The organism is Actinocorallia lasiicapitis (genome assembly GCF_054778695.1).
Genome location: NZ_BAAGZI010000153.1, coordinates 1 through 12,570, shown reverse-complemented (window position 1 = coordinate 12,570; position 12,570 = coordinate 1). Strand labels below are relative to the sequence as shown.

14 protein-coding genes are annotated in these 12,570 nt (G+C 70.9%); 4 read left to right on the top strand and 10 right to left on the bottom strand.

The features are described 5' to 3' along the window. Window positions 1-68 precede the first annotated feature (68 nt). From hisI to ACYVE7_RS18115, 4 genes are all read right to left on the bottom strand, one after another. Window positions 69-461, bottom strand: coding sequence for a phosphoribosyl-AMP cyclohydrolase (gene hisI, locus ACYVE7_RS18130; RefSeq protein ID WP_460365938.1), 393 nt, complete (start codon window positions 459-461; stop codon window positions 69-71). Window positions 462-578: 117 nt separating this feature from the next. After that, window positions 579-785 carry a cold-shock protein gene (locus ACYVE7_RS18125; protein ID WP_460365936.1) on the bottom strand — a complete coding sequence of 69 codons (207 nt, stop codon included), beginning with the start codon at window positions 783-785 and terminating at the stop codon, window positions 579-581. 291 nt (window positions 786-1,076) lie between these two features. Beyond that, complete coding sequence (locus ACYVE7_RS18120) at window positions 1,077-2,861, bottom strand: ABC transporter ATP-binding protein (protein ID WP_460365934.1); 1,785 nt, start codon at window positions 2,859-2,861, stop codon at window positions 1,077-1,079. Then, window positions 2,858-4,615, bottom strand: coding sequence for an ABC transporter ATP-binding protein (locus ACYVE7_RS18115; protein ID WP_460365940.1), 1,758 nt, complete (start codon window positions 4,613-4,615; stop codon window positions 2,858-2,860). Before ACYVE7_RS18115 ends, ACYVE7_RS18120 begins: the two co-directional genes overlap by 4 nt. Before the next feature lie 212 nt (window positions 4,616-4,827). Here ACYVE7_RS18115 and ACYVE7_RS18110 point away from each other — a divergent pair, with 212 nt between their 5' ends. Together ACYVE7_RS18110 and ACYVE7_RS18105 are read left to right on the top strand one after the other, a co-directional pair. Further along, window positions 4,828-6,075, top strand: a complete 1,248-nt coding sequence (locus ACYVE7_RS18110) for a hypothetical protein (RefSeq protein WP_460365932.1) — start codon at window positions 4,828-4,830, stop codon at window positions 6,073-6,075. 132 nt (window positions 6,076-6,207) lie between these two features. Next, window positions 6,208-6,534, top strand: a complete 327-nt coding sequence (locus ACYVE7_RS18105) for a hypothetical protein (protein WP_460365930.1) — start codon at window positions 6,208-6,210, stop codon at window positions 6,532-6,534. Here the strand turns inward: ACYVE7_RS18105 and ACYVE7_RS18100 are convergent. From ACYVE7_RS18100 to ACYVE7_RS18080, 5 genes are all read right to left on the bottom strand, one after another. Continuing rightward, window positions 6,521-7,354: an ATP-grasp domain-containing protein gene (locus ACYVE7_RS18100; RefSeq protein ID WP_460365929.1), complete on the bottom strand. Its 834-nt coding sequence runs from the start codon at window positions 7,352-7,354 to the stop codon at window positions 6,521-6,523. The genes ACYVE7_RS18105 and ACYVE7_RS18100 overlap by 14 nt on opposite strands. A gap of 38 nt (window positions 7,355-7,392) precedes the next feature. Next, window positions 7,393-8,163 carry an imidazole glycerol phosphate synthase subunit HisF gene (hisF, locus tag ACYVE7_RS18095; RefSeq protein ID WP_460365928.1) on the bottom strand — a complete coding sequence of 257 codons (771 nt, stop codon included), beginning with the start codon at window positions 8,161-8,163 and terminating at the stop codon, window positions 7,393-7,395. Continuing rightward, window positions 8,160-8,549, bottom strand: coding sequence for a RidA family protein (locus ACYVE7_RS18090; RefSeq protein WP_460365927.1), 390 nt, complete (start codon window positions 8,547-8,549; stop codon window positions 8,160-8,162). Before ACYVE7_RS18090 ends, hisF begins: the two co-directional genes overlap by 4 nt. Beyond that, entirely contained in the window at window positions 8,546-9,265 is a 720-nt protein-coding gene (gene priA / locus ACYVE7_RS18085) for a bifunctional 1-(5-phosphoribosyl)-5-((5-phosphoribosylamino)methylideneamino)imidazole-4-carboxamide isomerase/phosphoribosylanthranilate isomerase PriA (RefSeq protein WP_460365926.1), read from the bottom strand. Before priA ends, ACYVE7_RS18090 begins: the two co-directional genes overlap by 4 nt. A gap of 75 nt (window positions 9,266-9,340) precedes the next feature. Beyond that, complete coding sequence (locus ACYVE7_RS18080) at window positions 9,341-10,063, bottom strand: alpha/beta hydrolase family protein (RefSeq protein WP_460365925.1); 723 nt, start codon at window positions 10,061-10,063, stop codon at window positions 9,341-9,343. 164 nt (window positions 10,064-10,227) lie between these two features. Here ACYVE7_RS18080 and ACYVE7_RS18075 point away from each other — a divergent pair, with 164 nt between their 5' ends. Both ACYVE7_RS18075 and ACYVE7_RS18070 read left to right on the top strand, forming a co-directional pair. After that, entirely contained in the window at window positions 10,228-12,039 is a 1,812-nt protein-coding gene (locus ACYVE7_RS18075) for a glycoside hydrolase family 15 protein (protein WP_460365924.1), read from the top strand. 33 nt (window positions 12,040-12,072) lie between these two features. Next, a complete protein-coding gene (locus ACYVE7_RS18070; protein ID WP_460365923.1) occupies window positions 12,073-12,327 on the top strand; it encodes a hypothetical protein in 255 nt (84 codons plus the stop codon). A 12-nt stretch (window positions 12,328-12,339) separates the two neighbouring features. Here the strand turns inward: ACYVE7_RS18070 and ACYVE7_RS18065 are convergent. Beyond that, a partial coding sequence (locus tag ACYVE7_RS18065) for a hypothetical protein (protein ID WP_460365921.1) occupies window positions 12,340-12,570 on the bottom strand: 231 nt, incomplete at its 5' end.

Genomic DNA, 12,570 nt, shown 5'->3' with positions numbered 1-12,570 from the left:
CGCGAACACGGTCAGCAGGGAACCGGCCGCCCCGAGCAGGGCGGCGGCGGCCAGCTCGCGCTTCGGGCTCATTCCGGCCGGCTGCCGACGACGGCGCCGAGGTCGTCGGCGTCCCAGCAGGTGCGGTCGCCGGTGTGGCAGGCCGCGCCGACCTGGTCGACCTTGACCAGCACGACGTCGCCGTCGCAGTCGAGGGCGACCGACTTGATCCACTGCTGGTGGCCGGAGGTCTCGCCCTTCACCCAGTACTCACTCCGGCTGCGCGACCAGTAGGTGCAGCGGCCGGTGGTGAGGGTGCGGTGCAGGGCCTCGTCGTCCATCCAGCCCATCATCAGCACTTCGCCGGTGTCGTACTGCTGGGCGATGGCGGGCACGAGCCCGTCGGGGGTGCGCTTGAGACGGGCCGCGATCTTCGGATCGAGGGCGGTCGAGTGGGGGGCGGCGGGGCCGGCTTCAGACATGCCTCCATTCTGCCCGCCCTCCGGCCGCGCCCCGACCCGCCCCCACCACGCGAAAGGCCCGTTTCCGCGGGCATCGGAAACGGGCCTTCGTGACGTTGTCGGGGGAAACCGAACTTCTTACAGGGGGCGCACCTGGTCGGCCTGCGGCCCTCGGGTGCCCTGGGTCACCTCGAACTCGACGCGCTGGGCCTCGTCCAGGCTGCGGTAGCCGGAGGACTGGATCGCCGAGTAGTGGACGAAGACGTCAGGTCCGCCGCCGTCCACGGCGATGAAGCCGTAGCCCTTCTCGGCGTTGAACCACTTCACGGTGCCCTGCTGGGCCATGGTCTTTCTCCTTGCGGCAAAACACGGCGCCACACCTCGTGGCCCCAGTACGGCTTGCGCGGAGAATTCTCGCCTCCGGGTACCGTCCCCGGAAAAGCCAAAACACCCGCTGTCGACCAACCGCGACTGCAACCGATATCCGGGAGAGTATCACCGCGGAACCAAGATCCGCGAGAGCGGAAACCCCTGTCCAGTAAGGGATTCCGGCTGCTCACCAGGGTTCGGGTAACGGCTATCGATCCGTTCCGTATCCGGACCGATACCTGCCGGAACAACGGCCGATCGGCGCAATTAAAGTGTCTTCTGCGTAGCCCATGAAGCGTAGAGCTCCTTGTAGACGCCGCTTTCGTTCACCAGTTCGGCGTGCGACCCACGTTGCACGATCTCCCCCTTGTCGAACACGATCACTTCGTCGGCGGCCTCGGCCGTCGACATCCGGTGCGCGATCGACACGGCGGTCCTGCCCCTGGTCACGCTCTCCAGGGCGCGCTGGATCCGCACCTCGGTGGCGGGGTCGACGGCGGACGTCGCCTCGTCCAGGACGAGCAGGTCGGGATCGGCCAGATAGGCGCGGGTGAGGGCGGCGAGCTGCCGCTCCCCCGCCGACAGCGAGCCGCCGCGCTGCCCGACCGGGGTGTCCAGGCCGCGCGGCAGCCCCTCCACCCAGTCGGCCAGGCGGAGCTCGCCGAGGGCGGCGAGGATGTCGGCGTCGGTCGCGGACGGGCGGCCGTACCGGATGTTCTCGCCCAGCGTGGCGTCGAACAGGAAGCCGTCCTGGGGGACGATGACGATCCGTTCGCGCAGCGAGGAGAACCGGACCCGCGCCAGCGGCACCCCGTCGACGAGCACCGCGCCTGACCCCGGATCCATCAGCCTGGTCAGCAGTTTCGCGAAGGTGGTCTTGCCCGAACCCGTCTCGCCGACGACCGCGACCCTGCGCCGGGCCGGGATCTCCACGGTGACGCCGCGCAGCACGGGCGGCCCCGCCGGGTAGGCGAAGGTCACCGCGTCGAACTTGACCGCGATGGGGCCGCGCGGCAGGTCCTCGCCGTCGGCGCCGGGGTCGGCGACGTCCGGCGCGGTGTCGAGGACGGCCAGCACGCGCCGCCACCCGGCGATGGCGTTCTGCGCGTCGTTGAGCATCTCGGTGGCGGCCTGCATCGGCCCGACGAACAGGGTGACCAGGAACAGGAACGCGATCAGCTCACCCGCGCTGAGGTTCCCGCCGACCCCCAGCAGCACCCCGACGATCACCACGAGCGCCGTGGCCAGCGCGGCGACCACCTCGCTCAGCGGGAAGGTCGTCGCGACCAGCGCCTGCGCCTTGGCCTGCGCGGCTCTGCCCTTGTCGACGGCCGTGTCGACCCGTTCGGCGATCCGCCCCTCGGCGCCGTAAGCCTTGATCACCGACGCGCCGACGACCGACTCCGACACCGCGGCCAGCAGATCGCCCATCCGCTCCCGGACGACCAGGTAGGCGGCCGAGATCTTCCGCTGGAAGATCCGCAGCCCCCAGGCCATCGGCAGGAACGACGCCCAGACGATCAGCGCGAGCGGCCAGGAGTAGACGAGCATCAGCGCGGTCGCCACGAGCACCTGCCCGAGCGAGATCACGATCATGAGCCCGCCCCACTGCATGAACTGCGAGATCTGGTCGACGTCGCCGGTCACCCGCGACACCAGTGCGCCGCGCCGCTCCCCGCTCTGGGTCAGCATCGACAGATCGTGCACATGCCGGAACGCCTTGACGCGCAGCGCCGCCAGCCCCGTCTCCGAAGTCCGGTACAGCCGGACGTTCATCAGATATCCGGCGACGAACGTGACCGCGACGGCCGCCGCGCACGCCAGCACCGCGTTGCGGACGAAAGCCAGATCAGGCCCGGACGGCCCGTTCAACCCGTGGTCGATGGTCTGCTGGACGGCGATCGGCACCACGACGCGTCCGGCGGTGGCGATTATGGCCAGCAGCAGGGTGACCCCGATGCCCTTGCGGAACTCGGGGGTGAGGCGCAGCCCGCGGCGGAGGGTCGCGACGGCGCCCTCGTGCATCGCTGTCTCGTTGAGGGTGGTCGTCATGCCGTCACGTCCCGGGTGAGGTCCTGGTCGATCACGATCTCCTCGTCGTAGGCGTTGACGAGGTCGCGGTAGCCCGCCGAGCGTTCCAGCAGCTCCTCGTGGGCGCCCCTGTCCTGGACGGTGCCGTGGGCGAGGTAGACGACCTCGTCGGCGAGCGCGATGGTGGCCTTGCGGTAGGCGACGACGACCACGCTGGCGGCGTTGTCGCGCAGGCCGTGCAGGATCCGCGCCTCGACCTGCGGGTCGACCGCTGAAGTGGAGTCGTCGAGGATCAGCAGCCGTGGCCGCCGGGCCAGGGCGCGGGCGAGCGCGAGGCGCTGCCGCTGCCCGCCGGACAGGGTGGTGCCGCGTTCGCCGATCCGGGTGTCGAGCCCGTCGGGGAGCGCGGCGACGAAACCGTCGGCCTGGGCGAGGCGGAGCGCGGCCCACACCTCGTCGTCGGCGGTGGGCTCGCCGAGCACGACGTTGCCGCGCACGGAGTCATCGAACAGGAAGGTCTCCTGCGGGACGAGCGCGGCGGCCGCGGCGACGGCGCCAGGACCCAGCTCCCGGACGTCGACCCCGTCGAGCAGCACCGCGCCCTCGGCCGGATCGACCAGCCGGACCAGCAGCGAGGTGAGCGTGGACTTGCCGGAGCCGGTGGGCCCGACGATCGCGACGGTCCTGCCCGGCTCGACCTCGAAGGAGACCCCGTCGAGCACGTCGGCGTTCTTGTAGCCGGAGTTCTCGTCGCCTGAGTCCTCGTCGCCCGAGCCTTCGTAGCCGAACCGCAGGTCCTTGACGGTGAGCGACGCGGCTTCCGTGGACTCCAGGGCGGAGGTTCCGTAGGGCAGCGAACCGTCGGCGTCCAGGATGGCTCTGACCCGCTCCCAGCCGACGACGCTGCGCGGCAGTTCGGCCAGCACCCAGCCGAGCGCGCGGATCGGCCAGGCCAGCAGCGTGAAGAGGTAGCAGACCTGGACGAGGTCGCCCGAGGTGATCGCGCCCGCGTCGAGCCGGAGCGAACCGGCCCAGAGCACGATCAGCACGCCGAGCCCCGGCAGGGCCTCCAGCAGCGGGTCGAACAGGCCGCGGATCCGGCCGACGGCGATGTTGGCGTCGCGGAGCTTGTGGGCGCTCTTGGCGAACCGCTCGGTCTCGGCGTCCTCGCGGCCGAGGGTCTTGACGACCAGGCCGCCTTCGAAGCTCTCGTGCGCGACCTCGCTCAGCTCGGCCTTGAGCTGCTGAGCGTAGGCGGCGCGCGGGCCGAGGAGCCGCTGGTAGACCACGTTCAGCAGGAAGACCGCCGGGAAGATCAGAAAGCCGACGGCGGCCAGCGGCAGGTCCACCGCGAGCATCGCGACGGCGGAGATCAGCAGCATGAACACGACGCCGACGGCCATCGGCAGCGGCGCGATCGGCGCCCACACGGCCTCGACGTCGGCGCTGGCGTTGGACAGGAGCTGGCCGGTGGGGTGGCGCTGGTGCCAGGCCAGCGGCAGCTTCAGATACTGCCGGGTGACGGCCCGCCGGTACTCGGCCTGCAGGTTGTACTGCATGAGCCCCGCGAAGAACCGGCGCGCGGCGACGCCGAGCGCCTTGAGCACGGCGACCGCGAGGATCGTCGCCGCGGCCCCGGCCAGGGACCCCGCCACGGCGTTCCCCGAGGCGAAGGCGGGCAGGATCACCTCCTGGGTGACCTTGCCGAGCACCCAGGCGCTGGCCACGGTCGTCGCGCCGTACAGGGCGCTGCCCGCGACCGAGAGCCCGAACATGAGGGGTTCGGTGCGCACCGCCACGCCCAGGACCCGGAACCCGGCCCGGAGGATCTGGGGGTTGATCCGTTCAGGCACGCAAAATCTCCCTCTGTGAACGAATATTCGGCACCTATCCCTACCATCGGCCTACGACAGTTATTCCCCGAGGTCACACACCCGGTGCCAAAAGGCACTTGCCCCGAATCGTTCCTGCTGCGCATCCTGGCTGGGTGGACGCCAACGTGATTCAACCCGTCACCACGCTGCACGGGCAGCTCCAGCGAGGACTGGGCAGGGCAGCCCGCAAAGCCGCGCAGACGCGCGGCGCGGGCGAGTTCGTGTACGACTGCGTCCGCAGGGATCCGCGCTGGGACCGCCAGGTCGAGTCGCGCAGCCTCTACTACGCGCGCCTGGTCGTCGATCTCGAACTACCGGTCCATCCGATCACCGAACACCTGTTCGATCCCGCCGACGCGACCGACCCCGACGACTGGCGCGCCTCGCTGGCCATCGACACCCTCGCCGACCTGATCCGGCTCAGCAGGCGCGAGGCCGCCGTCCCGCTCCGCAGATACGCCGAGGAGGGCACCCACTGGTTCGAGGCCCTGGACGCGCTGGTCGCGCTCGGCGACCCCGCCCTGGTCCACGGGCTCGGCCCCGTCGCCGCGGCCCGCTGCGACGACGACGACCTGCACTGGCTGGTCGACGATCCGGGCAATCCGGTGATCCGCCAGTGGGCCGTGGAGCACCCGGCGATCGCCGACGCCGTCACCAAACGCAAGTCCAGCCCGCCGCCGCGCGCCCGCGAACACCACCGGCCGGACGGCAGCGACCATGAGCTCGTCGCCCTCGCCCACCAGCGCAGCGACGCCTCCATCGAGGCGATCATGGAGCTGGGCCGGCGGCGCAGTCCCGCCCTGTTCGACCTGGCGGAGGAGGTGCTGCCCGAGGGCGCGAGCCGCTGGCGCGGCGTCATCTGCCGGGCGCTGCGCGAGTACGACACCGAGGCGCTCCCCCGGGCCCGCCGGTGGGTGTCCGGCGGCGCCGGGCCCGACTGCGCCGACGTCGGCATCACGATCCTGTCCAAGCACGGCACGTCACAGGACGTCCCGGTGCTGCTCGAGGCCCTGTCCACCGATCTGGCGAAACGCTGCTGGGGCGGCGCCGCGGGCCCGATAGAGGGTCTGGGCCGGCTCCGCGCCGGCGTCGCCGTCCCGCTGCTGAAAGAGGCCTGGACCGAGACCGAGTACGCCTACCTGCGGCCCCGGCTGCTCACCGCCCTGCTCCGCACCGCCCCGCACACCGCCGAGGCGTTCTCCGCCGAGGCCCTGTGGGACTGCGAGGACGAGGCCCGCCGGATCGCCGTCGCCCGCGCGCCGCTCACCGAGGACAACCGGCTGCGGCTGCGCCGCCTCGCCACCTGCGCCGCCGAGGAGCCCGGCGTCGTCTCGGCGGCGGTGGACCGGACCGAGACCTGAAGACCGAGAGCTGAAGACCTGCAGACTGAGACCCGAATCACGGGAACCGCGGGCCTCCTCCGTGAGGGAGGGGTGCCGAATCGTTCTGCGGCGCGATGTCCCGGAAGGTCCGCGCCGCCTAGACTCGGCCTCATGATCTCCCCGAAGACCCGCGTCCTGCTCGCCGCCCCGCTGCTCGCCGTCGCCCTGCTCACCACCGCGTGCAGCAGTGACAACGCCGACTGCGGGCCGACCTCCTGCACCGTGACGCTCGACCGCGGCGTGGACGCCAAGGCCAGCGTCCTCGGCGTGGACGCGGAGTTCGTCAGCGCGACCGACACCTCCGTCACCCTGCAGATCGGCGGTCAGAACGTGACGGTGCCGCTGAACGGCGACGAGACCTCCGGCAACTTCAACATCACGGTCACCTCGATCACGAAGGACCAGATCGTCTTCAAGATCAACCTCAATACGAACTGACCCGCTTGAGGATGGCGTCGGCGAGCCGTCCGGCGGCCTCCGGCGCCAGGTGCAGGAACAGGAACGGCTCGGCGAGCTCCAGTTCCAGCAGGACGGGCGCGCCGTCCGGACCAGGAATGAGGTCCACCCGGGCGTAGAGCAGGTCGGCGGGGGCGGCCTGGAGGACGCGCCCGGCCACCTCCAGTTCGGCGGGGGACGGCTCGCGCCGCGACAGGGTGCCGCCGTTCAGCTCGGAGATGCCCGCACCGGCCTCCAGGATCGGCTCCTTGCGGGCGGCGTGGCTGAACGCGCCGTCGATGAAGACCAGGGCGGACTCCCCCGCCAGGTCGATGCCGTCGAGGTAGGGCTGGACCATCACGGTGCGGCCCTCGGCGAGCAGCGCGTCGAGATGGGCGCGGGCCTGCTCGGCCTCGCCGGTCGACCAGCGCGCGGTGTCGCGGGCTCCGGCCGAGATCGCCGGCTTGATGACGTAGTCGGACCAGTCGGGCAGGTCGGCCGGATCCCACAGGGTCGGCACGACGGGCACGCCCGCCGCCTCCAGGTCGCGCAGGTAGCGCTTGTCGATGTTCCAGGCCAGCACCTCGGCCCGGTTCGCCAGCCGCGGCACCTTCGCCGCCCAGTCGAGGAACGCCTCGGGCGCGTCGGTGTAGTTCCACGTGCTGCGGACCACGACCAGGTCGTAGGAGCCCCAGTCCGCGCCGCCGTCCCAGGCGACGGCCTCGGCGCCCGCCCCTCGCGCGGCGAGCGCCGCGATCAGCGCGGGCGCGTCGGTGTCGTAGCCGTCGGGCAGGCCGTCGAAGGTGGCGATCGCGATCTTCACGATCCCCACATTATTCGTATGACGTCCTTATGGCCACATCAGCGGACCGGATACCCCTCAGCCCTGATCGACTCCTTGACCTGCGAGATCTTCAGATCGCCGAAGTGGAACACGCTCGCGGCCAGCACCGCGTCGGCGCCCGCGGCCACGGCCGGCGCGAAGTGCTCCAGCGCGCCCGCGCCGCCGCTCGCGATCACCGGGACGGTGACGGCCGCCCGGACCAGCCGCAGCAGCTCCAGATCGAACCCGTTCTTGGTGCCGTCGGCGTCCATCGAGTTCAGCAGGATCTCGCTGACGCCCAGCTCCTGGGCGCGCTCGGCCCACTCGATGGCGTCGATCCCGGTGCCCTTGCGGCCGCCGTGGGTGGTCACCTCGAACCCGGACGCCGTCGGCGGGCCGTCCTGGACGCGCCGGGCGTCCACCGACAGGACCACGCACTGGGAGCCGAACCGGTGGGCGGCCTCGCGCAGGAACTCCGGACGGGCGATCGCCGCCGTGTTGATCGACACCTTGTCCGCGCCGGAGCGCAGCAGCCGGTCGACGTCCTCGACGGCGCGCACGCCGCCGCCGACCGTCAGCGGGATGAACACCTGCTCGGCGGTCCGCCGCACCACGTCGTAGGTGGTGGAGCGGTCGCCGCTGGAGGCGGTGATGTCGAGGAAGGTCAGCTCGTCGGCGCCCTCGGCGTCGTACCGGCGGGCCAGCTCGACGGGGTCGCCCGCGTCGCGCAGGTTCTGGAAGTTGACGCCCTTGACGACCCGGCCGCCGTCGACGTCCAGGCAGGGGATGACGCGCACCGCGACGGTCATGACGCTCCTCGGTAGGCGTCCACCTCGACCTCGACGAGCATGTCGGGGTCGAGGAATCCAGAGACGATGATCATCGACGCGGCGGGCCTGACGTCGCCGAACAGCGAGCCGTGCGCCCTGCCGACGGCGTCGGCGTGCGCCCGGTCGGTGAGGTACATGCGGGTGCGGACCACGTCCCCGGCCGACAGGCCCAGGCGTTCCAGCGACCAGAGCGCCACCTGGAACGCGGTGCGGGTCTGCTCGTACGGGTCGCCCTTGTGGACGATCTGGCCGTCGACGACCGAGGTGCAGCCGGACACGTAGGCCGTGTCGCCCGCCAGGACGGCGCGGGAGTAGCCGATCACCTCCTCCCACGGGCCGCCGGAGGAGATCCGCTGGACGGTCATCGGACGGCCGCCAGCGCCTCGGGCAGCGTGAACGCGCCCGCGTACAGCGCCTTCCCGACGATCGCGCCTTCGACTCCGGCGCCGACCAGGGTCGCCAGCGCGCGCAGGTCGTCGAGGGAGGAGACGCCGCCGGACGCGACGACCGGCTTGTCGGTGCGGGCGCAGACCTCGCGCAGCAGCTCGACGTTGGGGCCGGTCAGGGTGCCGTCCTTGGTGACGTCGGTGACGACGTAGCGCGGGCAGCCGTCCTTCTCCAGCCGGTCCAGGACGTCCCAGAGGTCGCCGGCGTCCTCGGTCCAGCCGCGGGCCGCGAGGGTCGTGCCGCGCACGTCGAGCCCGACCGCGATCTTGTCGCCGTGCTCGGCGATGATCTTCCGGCACCACTCGGGCCGCTCCAGCGCGGCGGTGCCGATGTTGACGCGGGCGCAGCCGGTGGCGAGCGCCGCGGCCAGCGAGGCGTCGTCGCGGATGCCGCCCGACAGTTCGACCTTGACGTCCAGCCGCCCGGTCACCTCGGCCACCAGGCCCTGGTTGGAGCCGCGGCCGAACGCCGCGTCGAGGTCCACCAGATGGATCCACTCGGCGCCGGACTCCTGCCACGCGAGCGCGGCGTCCAGGGGGCTGCCGTAGTTGGTCTCGGTGCCGGCCTCGCCCTGAGTCAGGCGTACGGCCTGCCCGTAGGCGACGTCAACTGCGGGAAGAAGCGTCAGGCTCATGCCCCGCACCTTATCGGCAGGCCCCGCCGCGCACCGAAACCGTCTCAGCCCCTGGGAAGGCCCATGGGGAAGGGCTCAGCCGAGGCATTTCCTGACGAAGGCGTCCATCCGCGCGCGGGCCTTGGCGTTGTAGTCGATCAGCCCGTAACCGTGGTCGTCACCCGGGAACACCTCGACGGTCTCCGCGCCCGGATGGCCCTGCGCGAGCTCCCTGACGTCCGCGACGGCCGCGTCCGGGTCGTCCTTCCCGGTGAGGACCAGCAGCTCGCCCGGCAGCTTCGCCGGGCCGGGCTCGCCGTGGTAGATGTCGACCGGGCTGACGCCGAGCGTGCAGACCGGCGCGGGGCTGATCCCGCCGCCTTCGTTGATGACCTCGCCGCCGCCGGCCGACGCTCCGATCGTCATGATCTTCTTGGCGCCCGCGGCGTAGAGGACCTTGGCGGCGGACTGGACATCGGTCTCCTCGTGCCCGGGCGACCAGCCGAAGACCGCCACCCGGTAGCCCATCTTCGCGAGGCGCAGCGGCTGGGCGTCCCAGCCGCAGGCGGTGCCGCGGATCTGCGGGGCCATCAGGACGCCGCGCTCGCCCTTGCCCCAGATCAGCACCTGGACCCCGTTGTCGCCGATGACGAACTCCGCCTGGTCGGCGACTCCGTTCGGGCAGGGCGGCGGGGTGGGCGTGCTCTGCGCGACGGGCGTTTCGGCGGGTGTGCTTTCCACGGGCGGGACGGGCTTGTCTCCCCCGCTTCCGCAGGCGGTCAGGGCCAGGAGCAGACAGACCAGCACGGGAAGTCTCATGCGGTGACGTTAACCCGGAACCGCGCCAAGATCGAGAGTTTCCTTCCAGTGAACTCCCTCCACCTGCAAGCCTTGCGGTTGACCGGTTCTGACCGGTCGCGACAGCCATCACGAGTTAACGGACAGGAAACACATCGGAAACCTCAGCGCGGAACATCAGAACTGTGCCTCGCAATGGATCGGTCCAGTACGGCCGTTACCTCCCCATCGAAGAACACGCGATCGTCGGCGACCTGCGCACCGTCGCACTCGTCGGCACCGACGGGACCATCGACTGGTTCTGTCCCGGGCGCTTCGACGCCCCCTCCCTGTTCGGCTCCCTCCTGGACGCCAAGAAGGGAGGGTTCTTCTCCCTGTCGTGCACGACCGCCAGCAGACCGAAGCAGCTCTACCTGCCGGACACCAACATCCTGATGACCCGGTTCCTGACCGCCGAAGCGGTCGGCGAGGTCATCGACTTCATGGTCCCCGACCCGAGCAACACCACGCTCCCCCGCGACCTGCTGGTCCGCAGGGCGACGGCCGTCCGCGGGCGCGCCACCTTCGACCTCCAGTGCTACCCGGCGTTCGACTACGCGCGGGTCCCGCACACCGTGGAGATCGTCGACGGGGTGGGCGCGGTGTTCGACTCCCCCGGCGGACGGTTCGTGCTCCGCAGCAGCGTGCCGCTGGTGCACGACGGCGACGGGGTCGTCGCGCGGTTCACGCTGGAGCAGGGCGAGACCGCCGACATCGTGCTGGAGTGGAACGGCCTCGTCGCACCGCTCATCGAGGGCGAGACCGACCTGCTGTTCCACAAGACCCAGGAGTACTGGCAGAAATGGATCGGCCAGTCCCGCTACCGGGGCCGCTGGCGGGAGATGGTGCACCGCAGCGCGCTCGCCCTGAAACTACTGGTCTACCACCCGACCGGCGCGCTGGTCGCCGCGCCGACCACGTCGCTGCCGGAGCACATCGGCGGCGTCCGCAACTGGGACTACCGGTACACGTGGCTGCGCGACTCCGCGTTCACGATCTACTCGCTGATGACCCTGGGCTTCCTGGAAGAGGCGTCGGCGTTCATGGAGTGGCTCCAGCACCGCTGCGAACAGGCGTCGCTGGAGAAGGACATCATGATCATGTACTCGGTGGACGGCAGCGACAAGCTCCCCGAGCACACCCTCGACCATCTCGAGGGCTACCGGGGATCGCGGCCGGTCCGGATCGGCAACGGGGCGGCCGGCCAGCGCCAGCTCGACGTCTACGGCGAGCTGATGGACGCCGTCTACCTCTACAACCGCGAGGTGCCGATCTCCTACGACCTGTGGGCGGGGCTGTCCAAACGGCTCGACTGGCTCGCCGACCACTGGGAGGAGCCCGACGAGGGCATCTGGGAGGTGCGCGGCGGACGTCAGCGGTTCACCTACTCGGGCGTCATGACCTGGGTGGCGTTCGAGCGGGCGTCACGGCTGGCGCGCGACCGCGGCCTCCCCGCGACGCTCAACAAGTGGCAGCGGCTGGCGGCGCGCGCCTACCGGTTCGTCCAGCAGGAATGCTGGGATCCCGACCTCGGCGCGTACGTCATGCACCCGGGCAGCAAGCACCTGGACGCCTCCATCCTGTGCATGCCGATGGTGAAGTTCTCCGGGCCGACCGATCCGCGGTTCCTGATGACCCTCGACCGGATGGGCCACGAACTGGTCTCCGACTCGCTCGTCCACCGGTACGCCCACACCGGGCACGACGGGCTGACCGGCGAGGAGGGCACCTTCAACCTCTGCTCGTTCTGGTACGTCGACGCCCTGACGGCCGCCGGACGGGTGAAGGAGTCGCGGATGGTGTTCGAGAAGATGCTGACCTACGCCAACCACGTCGGGCTGTACGCGGAGGAGATCGGCTCCTCGGGCGAGGCCCTGGGCAACTTCCCGCAGGCGTTCACCCATCTCGCCCTGATCTCCTCGGCCGTCAACCTTGATCGCGCCCTGGACCGCACCTGATCGAAAGGCCCTGATTTCGGGGACTATGACTCCGTGGACTCTTACGAAGGGCTCGAATACTCGGGGATGTTCCTGGTCCTTCCCGCCACCGTCGTGCTGACGTTCTGGCAGGACACGGCCTGGGCGGCCTGGCCGGCGCTGGCGGCCGGGCTGCTCGGCCTCGCCCTCACACCCCTCGCCGTGTGGTGGGTGGAAAGCTCAGGGACGCGAGTGCCATGGTGGGCCTACCTCGGCATGGGCGCACTGAGCTGCAAGTTCATCGGCGAAACCCTGCGGTTCCTCGGCTAGTCGGAACACGCCCTAACGGCCGAAGGCGAGGGCGGTGGCTACCGGGGTGATGAGGAGGGAGACGACGAGGACGCCGAACTGTTCGAAACCGGTCAGGGGGAGGAGCCAGGCGGCGAACTGGACGGCCAGGAACAGTGCCGCGACGGTGATGGTCCGCCGGCGGCGTGATCTGGCGGCGGGGCCGGCCGTGGTCGCGGGGGACAGGCCGCGCAGCTTGCGGCCGAGGGCGCGGCCGCGTTCCTG